At 56.0% G+C, this 21,165-nt stretch carries 19 protein-coding genes; 12 read left to right on the forward strand and 7 right to left on the reverse strand.

What is annotated here, in order from left to right:
* Positions 1-4: 4 nt before the first annotated feature.
* On the reverse strand, positions 5-973 hold the full coding sequence (locus tag ACXKZD_RS01280) for a LysR family transcriptional regulator (protein ID WP_488981823.1): 969 nt from the start codon (positions 971-973) through the stop codon (positions 5-7).
* 93 nt (positions 974-1,066) lie between these two features.
* Between ACXKZD_RS01280 and ACXKZD_RS01285 the strand changes: the two genes are divergently transcribed.
* From ACXKZD_RS01285 to ACXKZD_RS01305, 5 genes are all read left to right on the forward strand, one after another.
* The gene (locus ACXKZD_RS01285) at positions 1,067-2,269 is read left to right on the forward strand and encodes an MFS transporter (protein WP_010253427.1); all 1,203 of its coding nucleotides are present in this window, start codon (positions 1,067-1,069) and stop codon (positions 2,267-2,269) included.
* A 61-nt stretch (positions 2,270-2,330) separates the two neighbouring features.
* Entirely contained in the window at positions 2,331-3,677 is a 1,347-nt protein-coding gene (locus tag ACXKZD_RS01290) for a cation:proton antiporter (protein ID WP_050680579.1), read from the forward strand.
* Between the two features lie 22 nt (positions 3,678-3,699).
* Positions 3,700-4,044 carry a hypothetical protein gene (locus ACXKZD_RS01295; RefSeq protein ID WP_033780939.1) on the forward strand — a complete coding sequence of 115 codons (345 nt, stop codon included), beginning with the start codon at positions 3,700-3,702 and terminating at the stop codon, positions 4,042-4,044.
* A gap of 566 nt (positions 4,045-4,610) precedes the next feature.
* Entirely contained in the window at positions 4,611-5,507 is an 897-nt protein-coding gene (locus ACXKZD_RS01300; RefSeq protein WP_022623984.1) for an alpha/beta hydrolase, read from the forward strand.
* A gap of 1,111 nt (positions 5,508-6,618) precedes the next feature.
* Positions 6,619-7,011 (forward strand): winged helix-turn-helix domain-containing protein, encoded by a 393-nt coding sequence (locus ACXKZD_RS01305; RefSeq protein ID WP_233600687.1) that lies wholly within the window; start codon positions 6,619-6,621, stop codon positions 7,009-7,011.
* A 283-nt stretch (positions 7,012-7,294) separates the two neighbouring features.
* On the opposite strand, the gene gorA is transcribed toward ACXKZD_RS01305, so the two are convergent.
* Positions 7,295-8,647: a glutathione-disulfide reductase gene (gorA, locus tag ACXKZD_RS01310; protein ID WP_187505950.1), complete on the reverse strand. Its 1,353-nt coding sequence runs from the start codon at positions 8,645-8,647 to the stop codon at positions 7,295-7,297.
* 128 nt (positions 8,648-8,775) lie between these two features.
* Here gorA and rnz point away from each other — a divergent pair, with 128 nt between their 5' ends.
* The gene (gene rnz / locus ACXKZD_RS01315) at positions 8,776-9,687 is read left to right on the forward strand and encodes a ribonuclease Z (protein ID WP_010253411.1); all 912 of its coding nucleotides are present in this window, start codon (positions 8,776-8,778) and stop codon (positions 9,685-9,687) included.
* On the opposite strand, the gene ACXKZD_RS01320 is transcribed toward rnz, so the two are convergent.
* Both ACXKZD_RS01320 and ACXKZD_RS01325 read right to left on the reverse strand, forming a co-directional pair.
* Positions 9,684-10,502, reverse strand: coding sequence for a CPBP family intramembrane glutamic endopeptidase (locus ACXKZD_RS01320; protein WP_089414978.1), 819 nt, complete (start codon positions 10,500-10,502; stop codon positions 9,684-9,686). The two genes, rnz and ACXKZD_RS01320, sit on opposite strands and share 4 nt — an antisense overlap.
* Before the next feature lie 60 nt (positions 10,503-10,562).
* Positions 10,563-11,405 (reverse strand): 23S rRNA (adenine(2030)-N(6))-methyltransferase RlmJ, encoded by an 843-nt coding sequence (locus ACXKZD_RS01325; RefSeq protein ID WP_008926315.1) that lies wholly within the window; start codon positions 11,403-11,405, stop codon positions 10,563-10,565.
* A 430-nt stretch (positions 11,406-11,835) separates the two neighbouring features.
* Here ACXKZD_RS01325 and prlC point away from each other — a divergent pair, with 430 nt between their 5' ends.
* Positions 11,836-13,878 (forward strand): oligopeptidase A, encoded by a 2,043-nt coding sequence (gene prlC, locus ACXKZD_RS01330; protein WP_371006540.1) that lies wholly within the window; start codon positions 11,836-11,838, stop codon positions 13,876-13,878.
* Between the two features lie 8 nt (positions 13,879-13,886).
* Entirely contained in the window at positions 13,887-14,633 is a 747-nt protein-coding gene (gene rsmJ / locus ACXKZD_RS01335) for a 16S rRNA (guanine(1516)-N(2))-methyltransferase RsmJ (protein WP_301250445.1), read from the forward strand.
* Between the two features lie 50 nt (positions 14,634-14,683).
* Here rsmJ and uspA read toward each other — a convergent pair whose 3' ends face one another.
* A complete protein-coding gene (uspA, locus tag ACXKZD_RS01340; protein WP_010253396.1) occupies positions 14,684-15,121 on the reverse strand; it encodes a universal stress protein UspA in 438 nt (145 codons plus the stop codon).
* 416 nt (positions 15,122-15,537) lie between these two features.
* Here uspA and uspB point away from each other — a divergent pair, with 416 nt between their 5' ends.
* Positions 15,538-15,873 (forward strand): universal stress protein UspB, encoded by a 336-nt coding sequence (gene uspB, locus ACXKZD_RS01345; RefSeq protein WP_010253393.1) that lies wholly within the window; start codon positions 15,538-15,540, stop codon positions 15,871-15,873.
* 37 nt (positions 15,874-15,910) lie between these two features.
* Here uspB and pitA read toward each other — a convergent pair whose 3' ends face one another.
* Positions 15,911-17,413, reverse strand: a complete 1,503-nt coding sequence (gene pitA, locus ACXKZD_RS01350) for an inorganic phosphate transporter PitA (protein WP_010253391.1) — start codon at positions 17,411-17,413, stop codon at positions 15,911-15,913.
* Positions 17,414-17,656: 243 nt separating this feature from the next.
* On the opposite strand from pitA, the gene ACXKZD_RS01355 reads away from it, so the two are divergent.
* Positions 17,657-18,841, forward strand: a complete 1,185-nt coding sequence (locus tag ACXKZD_RS01355) for a BaiN/RdsA family NAD(P)/FAD-dependent oxidoreductase (protein WP_010671506.1) — start codon at positions 17,657-17,659, stop codon at positions 18,839-18,841.
* Positions 18,842-18,846: 5 nt separating this feature from the next.
* Here ACXKZD_RS01355 and ACXKZD_RS01360 read toward each other — a convergent pair whose 3' ends face one another.
* Positions 18,847-19,833, reverse strand: a complete 987-nt coding sequence (locus tag ACXKZD_RS01360) for an aldo/keto reductase (protein WP_488981824.1) — start codon at positions 19,831-19,833, stop codon at positions 18,847-18,849.
* 292 nt (positions 19,834-20,125) lie between these two features.
* Between ACXKZD_RS01360 and ACXKZD_RS01365 the strand changes: the two genes are divergently transcribed.
* A complete protein-coding gene (locus ACXKZD_RS01365) occupies positions 20,126-20,323 on the forward strand; it encodes a hypothetical protein (RefSeq protein ID WP_010253388.1) in 198 nt (65 codons plus the stop codon).
* A 1-nt stretch (position 20,324) separates the two neighbouring features.
* On the forward strand, positions 20,325-21,152 hold the full coding sequence (locus tag ACXKZD_RS01370; protein ID WP_010253387.1) for a hypothetical protein: 828 nt from the start codon (positions 20,325-20,327) through the stop codon (positions 21,150-21,152).
* Positions 21,153-21,165 lie beyond the last annotated feature (13 nt).

Consider the following 21,165-nt stretch of genomic DNA (forward strand, 5'->3'; position numbering starts at 1 on the left):
TGCTTTACCCTTTCCGCTCTGTTCCCCCTGAACGACCCGCTGGCTGTGAGGCCGGACGCGTGCCCGCCAGCTGCGGCATCACCTCTTTGATCATGGCAAAAAAGTGTTGCAGCCTGGCCGGGTAGTAACTCGCCCAGGGATAGGTCAGCCACACCGGCAGCGGCGGTGCCTGCCACGCAGGCATCAGCTGAACCAGGACGCCATCCGCCAGATCTTCCTGCACCGCCCAGGACGAGACGATCGCGGCTCCCATCCCCGCCAGTGCCGCTTTACGCACCGCATATAAACTGTCGCTGCTCAGCCGGGGCGTAATCGCCAGGTTCACCGGCTGGCCGTCGTCAATCTTCTGCAACACCACTTCGTTACGGTAAAAACTGGTCAGTGCCAGCCACGGCAGATCGCGCAGCTGTTCAACCCGCTCTATCGGCGGCTGCTGCGCCAGCAGGTGCGGGGCGGCCACTACAATACGCGGCACTTCTGCCAGCAGTATCGCCACCACCGAAGGATCGGTTGGCGCACCGACCTGAATGGCGCAGTCCACATTCTCCGCCATAAAGTCGGGCGTGCGGTCATTCAGCATCCACTCAATATTAAGCCTGGGGTAGCGGTGCAGATAGTCCACCAGCGGGGCGATCAGCTGATCCTGACCAAAGGCGTGTGGGGCGCGAACCCGCAGCGTACCGACCGGGTCATCGCTGGCCCCGGTCAGCTCATCTTCCAGCGCATGCCAGGTCGCCAGCAGCTGCCGCGCCTGGGCGTAGCAGCGCTCGCCATCATCGGTAAGTTTCAGCGCATGGGTGGTGCGCAGGATAAGCTTGAGGCCCAGCCGCTGTTCCAGGCTCTGCAGTCGGCGGCTGACGGTGGGTTGTGTCGTGCCGAGCTGCGCGGCGGCGGCGGATAAGCTGCCGCTCTCCACAATACGGATAAAAGTCTGCATCAGATCGATGCGATCGCTGCTGTTAGGATTGTTCATACGCACCACGTATAACGGTTTTGCCTGATGTCAGTCTACCGCGTATAACCGCAATGCGCTTTAATGGCAGGACGAAATGATGAGGATTACAGCATGTCAGCCATACAGACCCAGACTCAAAATGAACCGCTCTCTGCGCCGCTGGTGTTTACCCTGGCCGCCGGTGCCGGACTCAGCGTCGCGTCGATCTACTACAGCCAGCCGATGCTGGATATCATCAGCAAGCAGTTTAACGCCGGCATTGGCGCGGTCGGCATGGTGCCGATGCTGACCCAGGCGGGCTATGCGCTGGGCATCCTGCTGCTGGCCCCGCTGGGCGATCGCCATGACCGGCGCACCATTATCTTTATCAAAGGCTTAATGCTGGTGGCGGCGCTGCTGCTGTGTGGTTTTTCCGGTGGGCTCAGCGCGTTGCTGATTGCCAGTTTTATCACCGGCCTGACCGCCACGGTGGCGCAGGATATTGTACCCGCTTCGGCGGCGCTGGCGCCGGAACGCAGCCGGGGTAAAACAGTCGGCACGGTGATGACCGGGCTGCTGGTGGGCATCCTGCTGTCGCGGGTGGTCAGCGGGGTGGTGGCAGAGTATTTCGGCTGGCGCACCATGTATATGATTGCCGCGCTGGCGGTGCTGCTGATTACGCTCACGCTGTGGCGGGTACTGCCGCGTTTCGCGCCAGGCACCTCGGTGAGCTATCCGCGCCTGTTGCTGTCGCTGGTGCACCTGTGGCGTCACCATCAGACGCTGCGTCGTGCCGCACTGGCTCAGGGGCTGTTGTCAGTGGGCTTTAGCGCCTTCTGGTCGACGCTGGCGTTAATGCTCAGCGACCGCTTTCATCTGGACAGTGCCGTGGCCGGGGCGTTTGGTTTAGCCGGTGCGGCGGGTGCCATGGCGGCACCGCTGGCGGGCAGTTTTGCTGACCGCATCGGTCCGGCCAGGGTCACGCAGGCTGGCGCCGCGCTGGTGACAATCTCCTTTGCGCTGATGTTTCTGCTGCCGCTACTGCCAATGCCAGCCCAGCTGGCGCTGATTGTCCTCTGCACCATCGGCTTCGATTTAGGGGTGCAGGCCACGCTGGTGGCGCATCAGACGCTGGTATATGGCCTGGCGCCGGAAGCACGCAGTCGCCTGAATGCGCTGCTGTTTACCGTGGTGTTTATCGGTATGGCCACCGGTGCGGCGCTGGGAAGTCTGGCACTGGCACACTGGGGCTGGAATGGCGTGGTTGCGCTCTCGACCTTAGCCGGTGCAGCCGCGCTGGCGGTCCGCTTCGCCAGTCGTCACCTGAAAAACTGACACCTCGCCCGTCAAAAAATGTGCCAGGCTTATTCATAAACCCGAAATAATCTGGAGTGTTATGAACTTTTTAGCCTGGACAGCAGCGACGGGCGGCCTCTTGCTGCTGATGTCGCTGGCTTCCGGTTGGATTCACCGGGGGCCAGTCACCTCATTTGGTTTGTTCCTTATCGCGGGCATGCTGTGCGGCCCGTGGGGATTTGATGTTATCCACATCGATATTGTTACCCATTCCGAAGCCGTGGCGCACATCACTGAAATCACCATGGCTGCCTCGCTGTTCATCACCGGCCTCAAGCTGCGTCAGCCGCTGCAAAATAACTGCTGGCACACCGGGCTGAAACTGGCTTTTCCCGCCATGCTGCTGACCGTGGCCGCGATGACCCTGCTGTCGCACTTCCTGGTGGGATTAGACTGGCCGATTGCGCTGGCGTTTGGTGCCATTGTCGCGCCAACCGATCCGGTGCTGGCGAGCTTAATCTCGGTCAACGATGCGCAGGATGATGACTCGCTGCGCGTGGCGATCTCCAGCGAAGCGGGCATGAATGATGGTTCCGCGCTGCCGCTGCTGATGCTGGCACTGCTGCTGTTTAATGGTGAAAGCCTGAACGGGGCGATGCTGGCGCACTGGGGGGCGGTAGAAGTGCTCTGGGCAATTGGCGGCGGTCTGATCATCGGTTTCGTGCTGGGGCAGTTGATTGGCCTGCTGGCGACCCGACTGCGCAATGCCAATGGCGATGTGGCACCCAATGATTTCCTGGCGCTGGCGCTGATTGCGCTGAGTTATTCACTGGTGGAGTGGCTGGGTGCCTCCGGCTTCCTGGCTGCCTTCGCCGCCGGGCTGGGATTACGCCGTGCTGAGATGGGCGTATTCCGTCGCCATCAGCCGGACGATCTCTCTGACGACGAGCGCGTGCTGCCCTCTGAAGCACTGGTGAACCCTAACAAACGCCTGGCGCATCAGGGCGACAACAATATGGTGAAGTCGATAGGGTTTGTGGTAGGCGACGCCCTCTCTTTTGGCGATACTATTGAACGTTTACTGGCGGCTGGCATGATGGTGGTGCTGGGCGTGACGCTGGCGCAACACTGGAACATCTACGGCGTGCTGATTGGCCTGGTGCTGTTTGTGGTAGTGCGGCCACTGGCCGTCTGGCTGGTGACGCTGCGCGCCGGACTGCCGCTCGGGCAGCGTCTGCTGATTGGCTGGCTGGGCATCCGCGGGATTGGCAGTCTGAACTACATCGCCTATGCCTGGACGCACGGTATGGAAGGCCCGCAGATGGAAATTATGACCAATATGGCGTTAACGCTGGTGGTCTGCAGCGTGGTGGTCCACGGCACCACCGTGTCGCCGCTGCTGAACTGGCGTCAGAAACGCCTTGAAGCCCTTCAGCGTAAGGTTTAACCCGAACTAACAGGAGTTAAGAATGAAAGTAACTCAGATAGTGCTGCTGAGCATCCTCGCCACCGGCAGCGCGCTGGCGGCGGACGAGGCTGACACTGAGCAGAATGTTTATGCCAGTCAGCTGTGCCACATTGTCAGCGGCGAGAAAAAGGTCGCCAGCGCGGATCAATATGTCGACCAGATGAAGTCCACCGTGGCGCGCAGTCAGTCGTCATCGGCGATGAATCAGCCCGAGTTCGATGAAGAGTCCGCGCGTGAAGTGGCCAGTGCCTGGCTGCAGCTGGGAGATGATGAGCGTGCCAAACTGCGCGTTAACGAACAGCAGTGTGAGCAGGCCGTGATGGCGCAGTTCCAGCAGGAAGATTAACCGCATCGGATTAAATAAAAACGCGCCTGCCGGCTAATACTGATCAGTTAAGATTAAATTTGTAAAGGCTGTCACGGTCAAACGTGGCAGCTTTTTTTCCGGGCGAGCGAGCCGCAGTGCGGGCCAGCGCACCTCTGCTGCTGCCGGGCCGTCCTCGCGCCGCTCACGCGGTACCTTCGGCTTTGACGTCGTGCCGACGAACCGTTCGGGGATCGGCCCTCCCTGGCCGGCCCCGACCTGTCCACGCTTCCCGGCGTGGACTTCTGGCCCGCCGTCACGCCTCAGCGCTGCGGATAGCCCTTTCAGCAGCAGAGGCGCTCAGGCCTCCACTCTCGTGCCCTTTTTAACAATTCACACTGAAGTTTCAGAGCAGGCCGGCACCAGACTGCGTTATCACCTGTCACTTAACTGACTGGCATTACGCCTGCCCGGCGCGTTTTTTTATGGCTTTTCAGGGGCCATTGCGTACATAATCGCCAGCCATGGCACCCGACTTGCATCTGTTGATTCTACTGCAGCCTGCCGCAACGGTTTGCTCACTCTTCTGGTATCACATAACAGGCATTATGATTACGCGTCGACGCTTTATTCTCGGCACGGGAGCGCTCGGGCTCTCCATGACCACCGGCAAAATATTTGCCCGCGATGACATTATTCCCCTCTGGCCGGACGATCCGCCCGGCGGCGGCGGCCCATCGGGCCAGTTGCATATTAACAGCACCGGTTCCTGGTCAAATATCGTCAGCCCGGCGATTCAGCGCTTTAAACCGGAAAATCCCAATGGCGAAGCGGTATTAATTGCAGCGGGTGGCGGTTATCGCTGGATCGGCATGGGACGCGAAGCCTGGCCGGTCGCGCGCTGGCTCAATGCCAATGGCTATACCGCCTATGTGCTCAGCTACCGGCTGCCGCATGAGAAGTGGCAGGCGGGGCGGCTGGCACCGCTGCAGGATGCGCAGCGTGCCATCCGGCTGGTGCGATCCTTTGAGCGCAAGGTGCATGTGCTGGGCTTCTCGGCAGGTGGGCATCTGCTGGGGCTGGCGGCGGCGCGTCCGGACTTTGAATCCTATCCGGCCATCGATCCGCTGGATGAAGTGGTGCCCAAAGTCGACAGCGTGGGTCTGATCTATCCGGTCATCACCCTGGAAGCGCCTTATCAGCACACCAATACCCATCTGATGATGGTCGGCAAAAATGCCACGCCGCAGGATGAGGCGAACTGGTCAGTGCAGAACTACGTGACCCGGCAATATCCGCCGACGTTTCTGGCGCAGGCCGAGGACGATCACACCTCAAATCCGTTTAACACCGAGCTGATGCGCGACACCTGTCGCCGTAATCGTGTGCCGGTTGAGCTGATTCAGATCAGCAAAGGCGGGCATGGCTTTGGCCTTGGCAAGGCGGGCACGCCAGCGGCGTTATGGGATCAGGCTTATGTTCGCTGGCTGGATCGCGTGAGCTGAGTTGCACTGGCGCGGTGCACGACTGCACCGGGGGATCCGTTCTCCCCCTGCCTGGCGCAAGGTCACCAGATCGAAGGTGGCCTTTTGTCCCGGTCCCGGTTAATGCTGCGCCCTCTGCCATCTTAAATCTCCCAATCCAGAGCCAGACCCAGCCCCTCAATATTGATATCAGTGGACTATGCTGACAGGTCAGGGCGCATTAATAACTCATTCTTATTTATCACGTTAACGAGGGAGAACGGAGCTAAGGGGCATTCACGCTTATTTCTGACTCTGTATACAATAAGATGACAATCTCCTGCCGTTAGTACGGTACAAAATAGCTAAATAAGGACGCTTTAATAATTATCTTAATAAACAAACGGATCTGATTGATTCCCGGGTAAAGAACATTCCTATCTCATATCTTTTGCTTCTGTTTTTCCGCCATTACTTTGCTTTTTTCACCGATATATTGCCAGTTGATACAGATCAAAAATCGGCCAGAAACATCAGGTCTTATGGATTATAAAAAAACTAATGAAAGCGTTGAAGCGGGCGTGTTCGGATGACGCAATCGTCTTTCAATCCAAAGCGATTCTTCTTTTAAGCTTTATTTTGGCTGATTCTGCTACAGATGGCCGTGATAAAACCCGTAAGTTTTGAACTAAAATAAAAATCCCACTTTATTGTCTTCGTTAACGTTAGATGATTTCATAACGGCTACGCATAAGATGAGGCAAATCAGACAGCAATCCATCCTGGTCAGTTTATCGGTGGTTTCTGATTTAGCTAAGAAATATTTAAGTTTTTCTTGCCGGCGATAATAAGCAACAACATCTTATTGCATTCTGTCGGATGAGTATTAAGGTCAGTCTGCTTCTCCGCCAGAACAGACTTATTTATTATTACTTTTTATTAACGATGTGGCGAGGTGGATAGTCAGGATTTTAACACACAACAAAGGGTTATATGCATGACGATCATCGAGGCATCGCTATTACAGACCAGGAACAATGGAAAGGCGTGGCCAGGGCTGATTAAAAAGTAATGCACAAATAATGAAGGGATGTTTTTTAAATACCTGAATAAAAGTTATTATCTTGTTTTCATCATTGTTCTGGAGAACCTCATGCTACCGGGTAATGAAGTAAATTTTATTGGCTATCTTATTGAAGGGAACGTGGTTTATTTACACAAGACAAAGCGACTAATTTGTTTGAATGGGTATGGTGAAGATATCATCCTGAGAAAAACCATGTCGCACGTATTAGAGTATCTTTTTGAAAATGCCACTATTGATGTTGTCACGGATTCGGAACTTATGGAGAACGTCTGGGATAAACATGGACTGAGTTCTTCTACGCAGCGGGTCTGGCAGGTTATGTCTAATTTAAAGTCGAAGTTCTTTTTTCTGGGTTTAAGTGATGATGTGATCCTGAGAGTTTCGAAGAAAGGCTATCTCCTCAAAAGCGACAGCGTGGAGAGGTTATTTAGCAGTCGTATCACTTCAGGCATTCATTAAGCACAGCGATAAATCACTAACGATAATCCTGTGGAAATGGACGCCGGGCCTGTGAATATAATCGGTAGTCATTAAATAATTTCATATATAAATGGATTTAATTACTGTCGGTTCGGTTTTTTCGCTGTTAATCAGCCTGGCTCTTGCTGGGTGTTGATAATATGAAGAGAAACGCAGGTTTTACATTTCGCGTCAGCGGGCGCATTAATTTTCGTTGAGCGAAGTTGCAGGAAAAAACTGGCCCTGATGACCAGTTTTTCCCAATAGTATTTTGTTCGGGGAATTAACGCATCGTCACGAACTCTTCGGAGGCGGTCGGATGGATCGCCACGGTGTTATCGAAGTCCTTTTTAGTGGCACCCATTTTCAGCGCCACAGCGAAGCCCTGCAGCATCTCATCCATGCCGAATCCGATACCGTGAATGCCGACAATCTTCTCATCTGCACCCACACAGACCAGCTTCATGCGACACGGCTGACGATGCTGGGTTACCGCAGTGTACATGGCGGTAAATGACGATTTATAAACCTTCACCTGGTCGTCGCCATACTGTTCCCGTGCCTGCGGCTCGGTCAGTCCCACGGTACCAATCGGCGGATGACTGAACACCACCGTCGGAATATTGCTGTAATCCAGATGCTCGTCCGGTTTGTTGTTAAACAGACGCTCAGAGAGACGACGGCCCGCCGCGACCGCAACCGGCGTCAGCTCAACCGCACCGGTGTTGTCGCCCACGGCGTAGATGCCTGACACATTGGTGTTCTGGAATTTATCGACTTTGATATAGCCTTTGTCGTCCAGCGCGACGCCAGCGGCGTCAATATTCAGGGCATCGTTGGCGGGCTCACGGCCAATCGCCCAGACCAGGCAATCCACGGTATATTCGCTGCCGTTTTCCAGCTGCAGCGTCAGGCTACCATCGCCGTTTTTAATCACAGCTTTTGGAATAGATTCGGTGTGCAGCGCCGGGCCTTCGCTGTTCATCACTTCGATCAGCGTTTCGGTGAGCAGCGGATCGAAGCTGCGCAGCGGCGCGTGTTTACGGACGAACAGATGCGTTTCCGATCCCAGCGCGTTAACCACGCCAGCCAGCTCAACCGCAATGTAGCCTGCGCCGATGACCGCAGTGCGTTTTGGCAGCGCGTCCAGCTCAAAGAAACCGTCGGAATCAATGCCGTACTCTGCACCCGGGATAGAAGGGTGGACCGGACGACCGCCGGTGGCGATCAGAATATGGTTAGCCGTGATAATCTCGCCGTTGACTTCAACACTGTGCGCATCGACAAAGCGGGCAAAGCCTTTGATCACTTCAACTTTGTTTTTACCCAGCACGTTGTCATAGGAGTTGTGGATGCGATCGATGTAGGCGCTGCGGTTTTTCACCAGTGTGGCCCAGTCGAAGCGATTCACGGTGGTGTCGAAGCCATAATCCGGTCCGTAGAGATGGATCGCTTCGGCGATTTGCGCGGCATGCCACATGATTTTCTTCGGCACGCAGCCCACGTTCACGCAGGTGCCGCCCAGCTCTTTCGCTTCAATCAGGGCACATTTCTGGCCATACATAGCCGCACGGTTAATTGAGGCGATGCCGCCACTGCCGCCGCCAATGGCGAGATAGTCGAAATGTCGGGTCATTGAAGTATCCATCCGGTTGCATAAAAAATTGGGGTTGAGTGTAACGCTGCGGGTCGAAATGACGCAAAGTTTGCGCCTATGATTGTAATAGGGTTCTGTTTTTTCACTCGCTTACAGGGAAGCATACCATGCACCTTACTTTTCTCGGCACCGGCGGCGGTGCTCCCAGCCTGCAACGTAATGTCACGTCTATTGCTTTTACCCGTGCGCTGAGTGGTGAAACCTGGCTGTTCGACTGCGGGGAAGGCACACAATTACAGTTTATGCGCTCCAGCCTCAAACCGGGCAAGCTGGATAAGATTTTTATCACCCATCTGCATGGCGATCATATTTTCGGGCTGCCGGGATTACTCACCAGCCGGTCAATGGCCGGGCTGACCACACCGATGACGGTCTATGGCCCCAGGGGATTAAAAACCTTTGTTGAGACGGCGCTGTCGATCAGCGGCTCCTACACCGACTACCCGCTGACCATCGTTGAGATTGAGGCGGGCTGGACGCTGGACGACGGTGAGTTTCGTATCAGCGCCTGGCCGCTGAGCCATCCGGTGGAGTGTTTTGGCTATCGCATTGAACAGCATGACAAACCCGGCCTGCTGGATGCTGCGCGGCTGAAAGCGGAAGGGGTGCCACGCGGCCCGTGGTTTCAGCAGCTGAAGCAGGGTGAATGCGTGACGCTGGAAGATGGGCGGGTAATCAACGGTGCTGACTATCTTGGCCCCGCGACACCCGGCAAAACGCTGGCTATCTTTGGCGATACGGCACCTACTGAGGTCGCGCTGCAACTGGCGGCCAATGTTGACCTGATGGTGCATGAAACCACGCTGGAGGCCGCGATGGTGGAAAAAGCCAACGGGCGCGGGCACTCCACCACACTGCAGGCCGCCGAAGTGGCAAAACGCGCCGGGGCAAAACGGCTGATCGCCACCCATTTCAGTTCACGCTATCTGGCAAAAGACATGAACCGCCTGCTGGCGGAGTGCCAGACGATTTTTCCCTGCACCGAGCTGGCCTGGGATCTGGCGGTTTTTAACCTCTAATGATGCAGTGCGGGATAAGTGAAAAACAGCAGATGGGTCAGGTTAAGGCCAAAGTGCAGGGCGGTCGCCAGCCATAAGCGGCCGCTCCAGTGCCACGCCAGCCCATATAACAGCCCGGCCAGGGTGGCGAAGATCACCAGCAACAGGCCGCCGCTCAGATGCACCAGACCAAACAGCAGCGCGCTCAGTAACAGCGCAGGGATGCCGCCCACTACCTGCTTTAATCGCTGCTGCAGATAGCCACGAAACAGTGCCTCTTCCGCCAGCGAAACAAAGAACAGGTTGGCGAGCATAAATGGCCCCAGCCAGTCCGGTGTATGTCGCTCAAACGCTAATCCGCTCAATATTACCGCGCAGTACAGCAGCAGCGGAATGGCGGCGATCAGCGCCAGTGCGGCGGGTAGTCGATAGCGTGGTGGCGTGGCAGGCGCGCGAAACAGCGTCGGCAGGCAGGCCAGCAGTACAAAAGGAATAAGCGCTTTATCGAAGTTAAACCCGAAGCTGAAAGGCACGCTGCGCGGTCCGGCCTGCACATCCTCTGCCTTAAGGGGATTATTAAAGCCTGGAAAAAGATGGAGGAGCAACCCGATGGCGATCAGCACCAGCAGCGCTTCGGTCACTATTTGTCGTCGATGATGGTCACGGTCATAAATACGAAGTGCCACCACAGCGGCGGTGCCGGTAAACAGCAGCAGCACCGGCCACGCTAACACGTCCTGATGAAAACCCAGCAGTGTGGCGAGCGCCAGTAATAATAATGCCAGCCGTCGGGCCGGTTGCAGCGCGGCCAGCGCGCCAGCCAGTATGATCCACATGGTAAAGACCTGGTACAACGCCGCCGCACCGGTAGTGAGCGGCGTAGAAGACAAAGAGAGTTATTCGGGTACGATCTGGTTAACCGCGTAGTGGCCGGTACCCGTCGGAACCAGTTTCTGGTGCAGCCACGGCAGCAGGGTATTCATCTGCTGGGCCAGCTTCCACGGCGGGTTAATCACGATCATGCCGGAGGCGGTCATGCCGCGCTGATCGCTGTCCGGACGGGCCGCCAGTTCGATTTGCAGAATATTGCGAATGCCGGTCGCTTCCAGGTCGCGCAGCATATGTTTGATCTGCTGGCGTAAAACCACCGGATACCACAACGCAAAGACGCCGGTGCCAAAACGTTTATGGCCTTCCTGAATCCCTTTCACCACTGCCTGGTAGTCGCTTTTCATCTCATACGGCGGATCGATCAGCACCAGACCGCGACGTGACGGCGGTGGCAGTTTCGATTTTAACTGCTGATAACCGTCGGCACGATCGACGCGGGCACGGTTGTCTTTGCTGAATTCGTTACGCAGCAGCGGATAGTCGCTGGAGTGCAGCTCAGTGAGTTGCAGTTTGTCATCTTCACGCAGCAGATGGCGGGCAATTAGCGGCGAACCCGGATAGTAGCGCAGCGTGCCGCTGCGGTTCAGCGCACGAATCGCATCAAAATAGGGTTGCAGCAATTCCGGCGCATCGGGCTGCTGCCAGATACGTGAGATGCCTTCCAGATATTCACCGGTACGCTCGGCGTGCTCGCCGCTAAGCTGATAACGGCCTGCGCCCGCATGGGTATCCAGGTAGAAAAACGGTTTCTCTTTCTCTTTCAGCGCCGTGATGATCAGGCTCAGAACGGTGTGCTTCAGCACGTCGGCGTGGTTGCCAGCATGGAAGCTATGGCGATAACTCAGCATTGTTTATCCTGTTGAATGTATAAGGTTTTAATTGATGGAAAATCAATTTATACCAATTATTACCTCACGTATTACCCACAGAACGACGCACAGCAACCGACGCAGGAAAAGCATGAGAATCCGCGATTATATCAGGGATGACCTGTTGATGGGCCAGAAGCGTGATAACAAATCGGGATTACCGCGAGCCGCTCAGGGCGGGGCGTGTGGTTCCCGGCACGCAGTCACGGAAAGCGACCGCAAATCCTCCCCGACGTGCCAGCCAGCATTACGTGCATGAGATAAAAGCGTGCATCTTCCGTGCTGCTATTCGCGCGTTTCTTCCCCACCTCATCCTGGCTGCCATTGATTTTCGCTACACTAAGCCGCATGTTACTTAGATTGCGTTGCGCGACCCGCTGCGCCCCATACATCTATAAAGGACTGCGCTATGACCAATCCGCTACTGACATCTTTTACGCTACCCCCTTTTTCTGCCATTAAGCCTGAACATGTGGTGCCTGCCGTGACGGAAGTGCTGAGCCACTGTCGCGCAGAAGTCGAAAAAGTCGTGGCGCAGGGTGCGCCGTATACCTGGGATAATCTGGTTCAGCCGCTGGCGGAAACTGACGATCGCCTGAGCCGTATCTTCTCACCGGTCAGCCACCTTAATGCGGTGAAAAACAGCCCGGAGCTGCGTGAAGCCTATGAGCAGACGCTGCCGCTGCTCTCTGAATACAGCACCTGGGTTGGTCAGCATGAAGGGCTCTATCAGGCGTATCGCAACCTGAAAGAGGGCGATCAGTACGCTGCACTGGATCTGGCGCAGAAGAAAGCGGTCGATAATGCCCTGCGTGATTTCGAACTCTCCGGTATCGGCCTGCCAAAAGATAAACAGCAGCGCTACGGCGAAATCGCCGCGCGCCTCTCTGAGCTGGGCTCGGCTTACAGCAACAACGTGCTCGATGCCACCATGGGCTGGAGCAAGCTGATTACCGATGAAAGCGAGCTGTCCGGTATGCCGGAAAGCGCGCTGGCGGCGGCGAAAGCACAGGCTGAAGCCAAAGAGCAGGAAGGCTGGCTGCTGACGCTGGATATCCCAAGCTATCTGCCGGTCATGACCTACTGCGACAACGCCGCGCTGCGTGAAGAGATGTATCGCGCCTATGCGACGCGCGCCTCCGATCAGGGTCCGAACGCCGGTAAGTGGGATAACGGCCCAATCATGGCGGAAGAGCTGGCGCTGCGTCACGAGCTGGCACAGCTGCTGGGCTTCGACTCCTACGCCGATAAATCGCTGGCGACCAAAATGGCGCAAAGCCCGTCCCAGGTAATCGACTTCCTTAATGACCTTGCGGAACGCGCCCGTCCGCAGGGTGAAAAAGAGCTGGAGCAGCTGCGCGCCTTTGCCCGTAAAGAGCACGGCGTGACCGAGCTTAATCCGTGGGATCTCACCTATTACGGTGAAAAGCAGAAGCAGCACCTTTACACCATCAGCGATGAGCAACTGCGCCCTTATTTCCCGGAAGAGCGTGCGGTCGCCGGTCTGTTTGAAGTGGTGAAACGCATTTACGGCATCACGGCGAAGCAGCGTAACGACGTTGAGGTTTATCATCCTGACGTGAAGTTCTTCGATCTGTTCGATGAAACCGGCGAACTGCGCGGCAGCTTCTATCTCGATCTCTACGCCCGCGAACATAAACGTGGCGGTGCCTGGATGGATGACTGCGTCGGCCAGATGCGTAAAGCCGATGGCAGCCTGCAGAAGCCGGTTGCCTACCTGACCTGTAACTTTAACCGTCCGGTGAAAGGCAAACCTGCGCTGTTCACCCATGACGAAGTGATCACCCTGTTCCATGAGTTTGGTCACGGCCTGCATCACATGCTGACCCGTATCGAAGCGCCTGGCGTCTCCGGTATCAGCGGTGTGCCATGGGATGCAGTGGAACTGCCAAGCCAGTTCATGGAGAACTGGTGCTGGGAACCGGATGCGCTTGCCTTTATCTCGGGCCACTTTGAAACCGGCGAACCGCTGCCGAAAGAGCTGCTGGATAAAATGCTGGCGGCGAAGAACTATCAGGCTGCGCTGTTTATCCTGCGTCAGCTGGAGTTCGGCCTGTTCGATTTCCGCCTGCACACCGAGTTTAATCCGGAGAAAGGCGCACAGATTCTGGAAACCCTGCGCGAAGTGAAAAGCCGCGTAGCAGTGGTTCCGGGTCCGGAATGGGGCCGTTTCCCGCACGCCTTCAGCCACATCTTTGCCGGTGGCTATGCGGCGGGTTACTACAGCTATCTGTGGGCAGACGTGCTGGCGGCGGATGCTTACTCCCGCTTCGAGGAAGAGGGCATCTTCAACCGTGAAACCGGTCAGTCATTCCTGGATAACATCCTGACGCGTGGCGGTTCTGAAGAGCCGATGGAACTGTTCAAACGCTTCCGTGGCCGTGAACCGAAGCTCGATGCGATGCTGGAACATTACGGCATTCAGGGATAAGTCGGTTCGTGAAAATCTGTTTGCTCGATGAATCAGGCGCCGGAGACGGCGCCTTATCGCGTTTAGCGCAGCGCTGGCAGCTGGAGCACGATGAAGACGCACTGCTGGCGCTGGTGCAGACCCCGACGCACCTTGAATTGCGCAAGCGTGATGAGCCAAAGCTGGGCGGCATTTTTGTTGATTTCGTCACTGGCGCGATGGCCCATCGCCGTCGCTTCGGCGGTGGACGCGGCGAAGCCGTCGCCAAAGCGGTCGGCATCAAAGGCGGTTATCTGCCGGATGTGGTCGATGCCACCGCCGGGCTGGGACGAGATGCGTTTGTACTGGCGGCGCTGGGTTGCCGGGTGCGAATGCTGGAGCGTCATCCTGTTGTCGCTGCGCTGCTGGAAGATGGATTGCAGCGCGGGTATCAGGATGCGGAAATTGGCCCCTGGCTGCGCGATCGGCTGACGCTGATTCATGCGGCCAGCGCGCAGGCGCTGGGGGATATCACGCCGCCGCCGGATGTGGTCTATCTCGATCCGATGTATCCCCATCGCCAGAAAAGTGCGCTGGTGAAAAAGGAGATGCGGGTGTTTCAGTCGCTGGTGGGGCCGGATGAAGATGCTGACGCATTACTGGAACCCGCTCGCCGGCTGGCGAAGAAACGCATCGTGGTTAAACGGCCAGACTATGCAGCGCCGCTGGCGGGTATTGTGACGCAGGCGGCCGTGGTAACCAAAAGCCATCGCTTTGATATTTACCCACCGCTTTAAAGCATAAAAAAGCCGGCTCTGCGCCGGCTTTAATCATTTATACGGCGAAATTACGCCTCGTCTTCATCGCGCAGCGGCACAATCAGCATGTCGATATGCACGGTGTTGATCAGCTGACGGGCTGAGGACATCAGCTTGCTCCAGAAATCCTGATGATGACCACATACTACAAGGTCAACGTCATATTTTCTGATCGCGTCAACCAGTACCTGGCCGAGGTCGCCACTGCCGCTCAGCGTCTCACTGATCGGGTAGCCCGCCGCATCTGACAACCCTTTCAGCGCCGCATGCGTCTCTTCAGAGATACGCTTCTGCATATCCCCTAAGTTGACATCAATCAGGCCGGTGTAGAGGTCGGAGTAATTGACATCAACGTGAATCAGGGAAATTCTGGCATCGTACGGACGAGCCAGCGAGACGGCCTTATCCACCAGCAACTGGCTTTCGGGAGAAAGGTCTACTGCAATCAGGATATGTTTATAAGCCATGATAAAACTCCTTTCACGAGGTTAAGGATGGCATCCGGTGTTCCTGCCGCGTCACAGCTTAGCGAAATCCCTTGCGCGAGCGGGCGATGAGCGCCACCAAAGTGTCTACCTGCATTGCAGGTGATGATGTTGTTATGTCCTCAGTATAGCCTTCTCCCACTGTAAATGCTGCCGTTGCCGCCTGGCTTATGAATAAGATCAAGGCTATGCCAGATTTACTCGCGCTGAACGAAAATCATCGTTGGAAAAAATGTAAAGATTTCTCCTACACTGAAAAAAGGCGGTCCGATTCGCAACCGCTCAGGGGGTCGAAAAACTTTCGCAGTCCGGTGATTCAGTGGCTGGTTATTTCTGCAGGTGGACTCAGTGTCTGACGCTGGGCCTGTTGCTGCGATTCCAGCCGGGAGGGGGAGAATATGATCAGCACTATTGCGCTTTTTTGGGCGCTTTGCGTGGTGTGTATCGTGAATATGGCGCGCTATTTTTCATCCCTGCGCGCTCTGCTGGCGGTCTTACGCGGTTGTGATCCGCTGCTGTATCAGTATGTCGATGGGGCGGGTTTTTTCACCTCTCATGGCCAGCCGAGCAAGCAGGTGCGGCTGGTCACTTATATCTGGGCAAAGCGCTATCTCGATCATCATGACGATGAGTTTATCCGGCGCTGCGAGCGGGTGCGGGGGCAGTTTATGCTGACCAGTGCGCTGTGCGGACTGGTGGTCATCAGTCTGGTGGCGCTGGCGATCTGGCATTAAAAAAGGGCGACTTGCGTCGCCCTTTTTTTTGCTGGCATCACACCAGTTTTAAGGCAATCCAGTAGAGCGAACCTGACAGCAGAATACAGACCGGCAGGGTGAAGATCCACGCCATGGCGATGTTCTTGATGGTCCGGCTCTGCAGCCCGCCACCGTCGACCAGCATGGTACCGGCAACCGATGAGGAGAGGATATGCGTGGTGGAGACGGGCATGCCGGTATAGCTGGCGACGCCAATCGACAGCGCTGCTGTCACCTGTGCTGACATTCCCTGCGCATAGGTCATGCCTTTTTTACCAATCTTCTCACCAATGGTGGTGGCAACACGACGCCAGCCAATCATGGTGCCGATGCCCAGCGCCAGCGCGACGGCCACAATAATCCAGATAGGCGCATACTCGATGGTGCCAAGCAGGTCGCTTTTCAGCTTATTGAGGAAGCGTTTGTCATCTGGCGAGGTTTCCTGCAGACGAGCCGCTTTATCGGCGGTATCGGAGATACACAGCAGCAGACGACGCATCTGACCGCGCTGATCAACCGTCAGCTGATCGTAGCTCTGCAGGTTATTCAGCAACACCTGCGCACCCTGTACCGCCTGTAATGCGCGCGCGCTGTCACAGTGGAACTCCTGCGGGCTGGTTGCTGGCACTTCTTCCGGCGTGGGCAGCTTAGGCGGTGCCATCTGGATGATGTGGGTCAGCGAGGCGTTATGCTGCTGATAATACTGCTCCAGGTGATTGACTGCATCGCGGGTTCGCGTGATGTCGTAACCGGAGGCATTCATATTCACCACGAAACCAGCAGGTGCCACGCCAATCAGGACCAACATGATCAGGCCGATCCCTTTCTGACCGTCATTCGCACCGTGGGAGTAACTCACGCCAATTGCCGAAACAATCAGGGCGATACGGGTCCAGAACGGCGGCTTTTTCTTGCCGTCGATCTTCTCACGGTCAGCAGGCGTCATATGAATACGCGCACGCTTTTTGGTATTGCTCCAGTAGCGACGCAGTATAAAGATTAAGCCGCCCGCCATCACCAGGCCGACAATCGGCGACAGGATCAGAGAAAGGAAGATGTTCAGCACTTTCGGGATGTTGAGCGCATCAACCACCGAGGTTCCGCTCATCAGGGCGTTGGTCAGACCGATACCGATAATGGCGCCGATCAGCGTATGGGAGCTGGAGGCCGGCAGACCGAGATACCAGGTGCCGAGGTTCCAGATAATCGCCGCCAGCAGCATAGAAAACACCATGGCGAGACCGTGAGCCGATCCAACATTTAACAACAGATCGGTGGGAAGCATATGAACAATAGCGTAAGCGACACTCAATCCACCGAGCAGCACGCCAAGGAAGTTAAATACACCCGCCATGACCACAGCAAGCTGGGCACGCATGGCACGCGTATAGATGACCGTCGCAACTGCGTTGGCCGTGTCGTGGAAACCGTTGATCGCTTCGTAAAACAATACAAACAGCAGGGCAAGAACCAATAACAGGCTAGTACTGAGGTCTAGACCAGCAAACAGATGTAGCATAAACGTTACGCCATTTTTGGAGGACATGAACGCGGCGCATTATCCGCGACAACGTGCTGTATGGGAAAGGAAAATATAGCGCTAATTTAACCTTTCGATGTAAGGCGGAAGGGTAACTCAGAGAAAAAGGGTTAGATATTAGACAGATACAATATGACACATTTGCGGCATTTTTTTGACGCTGGCGTCTCAGTGAGCAGATCACTACAATCTGCGCCTTTCCAGTTAAGTGAGCGAGTCGTAGTGGAACAGTTTGACGTTATCATCATTGGTGCCGGTGCCGCAGGGCTGTTCTGCGCCGCCCAGGCCGGGCAGCGGGGACGCCGCGTGTTACTGCTGGATAACGGCAAAAAGCCGGGACGTAAAATTCTGATGTCTGGCGGTGGCCGCTGCAACTTCACCAATCTCTACACCGAACCGGCGGCGTATCTGTCGCACAATCCTCATTTCTGTAAATCGGCGCTGGCGCGTTATACCCAGTGGGATTTTATCGATCTGGTTAACCGCCACGGTATCGCCTGGCATGAGAAAACCCTGGGCCAGCTCTTCTGCGACGACTCCGCCCAGCAGATTGTCGATCTGCTGCTGGCCGAATGTGACAAGGGCAATGTCACCCTGCGGCTGCGCAGTGAAGTGCTCAGTGTGGCGCGCGATGAAAGCGGCTATACCCTGCAACTTAACGGCAGCACGGTTCAGGCGGAGAAGCTGGTCATCGCCAGCGGCGGTCTGTCGATGCCAGGCCTGGGCGCCACGCCGTTTGGCTATAAAATAGCGGAGCAGTTCGGGCTGAGCGTCTTCCCGACGCGGGCGGCGCTGGTGCCCTTTACCCTGCACAAACCGCTGCTGGAGCAGTTGCAGACGCTGTCAGGCGTCGCGCTGGAGACCACTATCGATGCGCAGGATGGCACCCGCTTCAAAGAGGCGATGCTGTTTACCCACCGCGGCCTCTCCGGCCCGGCGGTGTTACAAATCTCCAGCTACTGGCTACCCGGAGAATTCGTCACCATCGATCTGTCGCCTGCCACGCCGCTTGAGGCGTTTCTGACGGCGCAGCGTGAAGCACACCCGAATCTCAGCCTGAAGAACAGCCTGGCGAAAATCCTGCCGAAGCGTCTGGTGGAAGTATTACAGGCGCTGAAGGTGGTGCCGGATATCACCCTGAAGCAGCTCAACAGCAAACAGCAAACCGAGCTGGCGCAGACGCTGCACGCCTGGCGCATTCAGCCAAACGGTACCGAGGGATATCGAACTGCTGAAGTGACACTGGGCGGCGTGGATACCACACAGCTCTCCTCGAAAACGATGGAGGCGCGTGCGGTGCCGGGACTTTACTTTATTGGTGAAGTGGCTGATGTCACCGGCTGGCTGGGCGGCTATAACTTCCAGTGGGCGTGGAGTTCCGCCTGGGCCTGCGCCCAGGCGTTGTAAGGCGCTTACCAGCGCTGATGCACGTAAGGCGCGATCTTCTCCTGATAGATCTGCTTCAGCGCCGCCATCGTATCTGCAGAGAGCGCATCGACATCGCTGGCGCGGGCATTGGCTTCAGCCTGTTCGCGGTTTTTCGCGCCAGGGATCACCACGCTGACATCTTCGTTCATCAGTATCCAGCGCAGGGCAAACATCGCCATGGTGGTGTCGCCAGTGACAAAGCGGCGAATCTCTTCAACCGCCTCCAGCGCCACCTCATAAGGTACGCCGGAAAAGGTCTCGCCCTTATCGAACGCTTCGCCATTACGATTAAAGGTGCGGTGGTCGTCAGCGGCAAACACGCTATCGGCACGCATTTTGCCGGTCAGCAGGCCCGACGCCAGCGGCACGCGGGCGATGATCGCCACATCACGGCGTTTCGCTTCACGCAGCAGCAGTTCAGCCGGACGCTGGCGGAAAATGTTGTAGATCAGCTGAATTGACGAGACGTTTGGAAACTCCAGCGCCTTCAGACCTTCTTCAACTTTCTCAACGGAGACACCGTAGTGACGGATTTTTCCGGCAGCGACCATCTCATCCATCACCGCAAAGACGTCCGGGTTGTAGTAGACCTCGGTCGGCGGGCAATGCAGCTGCACTAAATCCAGCGTGTCGGTTTGCAGGTTCTCGCGTGAACGGTCAATAAAGGCGTTGAGGTTTTCAGCATTGTAACCTTCAGCCACATGTGGCGAGAGGCGACGCCCCAGCTTGGTTGCCACAAACGGACGTTCACCGCCGCGCTGATTCAGCACCTCTGCGATGATTTTTTCGGAACGGCCATCGCCATAGACATCGGCGGTATCAATAAAGGTAATGCCCGCATCCAGCGCAGCATTCAGCGCGGCTTTGGCATCCTCCATGCTCACTTCCCCCCAGGTTCCGCCAATGGCCCATGCGCCAAAGCCAATTTCGGAGACGCGCTGACCGGTACGGCCCAGTGTTCGTAGTTTCATGCAAACATTCCTCGATGCGTTTCAGACAGGGTGACAGAAAGCGGCTAACCAATGAGCTTAGCGCTTCCTGGCAGAGAGGCGATGTGACGTCGTTGCAGACCTGCACGGTAAAAATACGATGCTGCTACGCCATGCTGCTGGTTACGTTGAAGATTTCAGCGGAAAACGGCATGGGCAAGGTGACTACCGCTTCGCTAATTAATTGATTTTAAGAAATTTCACCCGAAATTAAACAGGCGAGAGTGTGGATTCGGTCACATACTTCAATTTTAAGGCCAACAAGTGGATCGCTATGTTTAAATTTGTTAAGTCGGTCTTTGCCAGTCCGGATAAGTTTCTGCAGATCATGACCCGTCAGGATATCAACGACTCGATCGCTGAAGGTGAGCGCATCATTATTGATGAAAACGGCAATATCTCGGTCAACACGCTGAGCGAGGAAGTCCATGAAGATTTTGCCCGCCACGTGAATACGTTAAAGGGAGTGTGAGGTGGGTACCGCAATATTTATGGTGTTGATGGTCAGTGGTTACTGGTACACCAGCCGTGATTTGAACAGCCGCTTTAAAATCCGTCGTTCGTCGGGCTGGGATGTCTATTTCCTGGTCGCGCTTTACGGTTGTATTTTCGTCCTGCAGGGTGTGTTTGCGACCGGTATCATCTGGCTGGTGCTGCTCTGTATCTCCGGCATCGCCAACGCCGTCCAGATGATCCCCGGCGTCCACCTGAAGTGGCAGGTGGAGTTTATGAACTGGAGTTTCCTGGGCATCCAGGCTCCGGTGGTGATCATGCTCACCTTTGCCATTCTTCTCTGCCTTTACCGCTCAAACTGGGCAGGCAGTGCACGACTGAACGTCTCCGGTCGTAAAGACCTCTATCAGCAGCTGTCACGCTCTAATGGTGTGGAGCAACTGTTATTTCAGTGCATGGAAGAGGGCGAACTGGCGTGGATTACAATGAAGTCGCGCCGCATTTACATCGGCATGATCCATGCTTCGACTTTTGAATATGAGAGCACCAAAAATATCGTGCTGATCCCGATGCTGAGCGGATATCGCGACAGCAAGACGCTGAAGCTGGCGGTGGAACATAACTACAGCAAGTGGTACGCCGAGCACGACATCACGCTCGACTCGAAACCCAAAGATGCGATGTCGTTCCGTAAAGTGATCATGGTTGACCAGATTGAGAGTCTGTCGCTGTTCGACCCGGCCAGTGCGGCTGCGCTTTCGATGGGACATCCGCAGGAAGTGGAGAAGAGCCAGGGTAATGACGATGCGGACAGCCCGGACGATAAAAGCCGGGATGCTGCGGGTTAATTGAGCCAGGACA

The organism is Pantoea sp. ABR1s, from assembly GCF_057812235.1.

Bases quoted from the DNA above. Each gene is read 5' to 3' on its own strand.
- ACXKZD_RS01365 (WP_010253388.1), top strand. From the start codon at position 20,126: ATGTTTAAATTTGTTAAGTCGGTCTTTGCCAGTCCGGATAAGTTTCTG.
- ACXKZD_RS01305 (WP_233600687.1), top strand. From the start codon at position 6,619: ATGCTACCGGGTAATGAAGTAAATTTTATTGGCTATCTTATTGAAGGG.
- ACXKZD_RS01320 (WP_089414978.1), bottom strand. From the start codon at position 10,502: ATGTGGATCATACTGGCTGGCGCGCTGGCCGCGCTGCAACCGGCCCGA.
- ACXKZD_RS01300 (WP_022623984.1), top strand. From the start codon at position 4,611: ATGATTACGCGTCGACGCTTTATTCTCGGCACGGGAGCGCTCGGGCTC.
- prlC (WP_371006540.1), top strand. From the start codon at position 11,836: ATGACCAATCCGCTACTGACATCTTTTACGCTACCCCCTTTTTCTGCC.
- gorA (WP_187505950.1), bottom strand. From the start codon at position 8,647: ATGACCCGACATTTCGACTATCTCGCCATTGGCGGCGGCAGTGGCGGC.
- pitA (WP_010253391.1), bottom strand. From the start codon at position 17,413: ATGCTACATCTGTTTGCTGGTCTAGACCTCAGTACTAGCCTGTTATTG.
- ACXKZD_RS01360 (WP_488981824.1), bottom strand. From the start codon at position 19,833: ATGAAACTACGAACACTGGGCCGTACCGGTCAGCGCGTCTCCGAAATT.
- uspB (WP_010253393.1), top strand. From the start codon at position 15,538: ATGATCAGCACTATTGCGCTTTTTTGGGCGCTTTGCGTGGTGTGTATC.
- ACXKZD_RS01325 (WP_008926315.1), bottom strand. From the start codon at position 11,405: ATGCTGAGTTATCGCCATAGCTTCCATGCTGGCAACCACGCCGACGTG.
- uspA (WP_010253396.1), bottom strand. From the start codon at position 15,121: ATGGCTTATAAACATATCCTGATTGCAGTAGACCTTTCTCCCGAAAGC.
- rnz (WP_010253411.1), top strand. From the start codon at position 8,776: ATGCACCTTACTTTTCTCGGCACCGGCGGCGGTGCTCCCAGCCTGCAA.
- ACXKZD_RS01280 (WP_488981823.1), bottom strand. From the start codon at position 973: ATGAACAATCCTAACAGCAGCGATCGCATCGATCTGATGCAGACTTTT.
- ACXKZD_RS01295 (WP_033780939.1), top strand. From the start codon at position 3,700: ATGAAAGTAACTCAGATAGTGCTGCTGAGCATCCTCGCCACCGGCAGC.
- ACXKZD_RS01285 (WP_010253427.1), top strand. From the start codon at position 1,067: ATGTCAGCCATACAGACCCAGACTCAAAATGAACCGCTCTCTGCGCCG.
- ACXKZD_RS01290 (WP_050680579.1), top strand. From the start codon at position 2,331: ATGAACTTTTTAGCCTGGACAGCAGCGACGGGCGGCCTCTTGCTGCTG.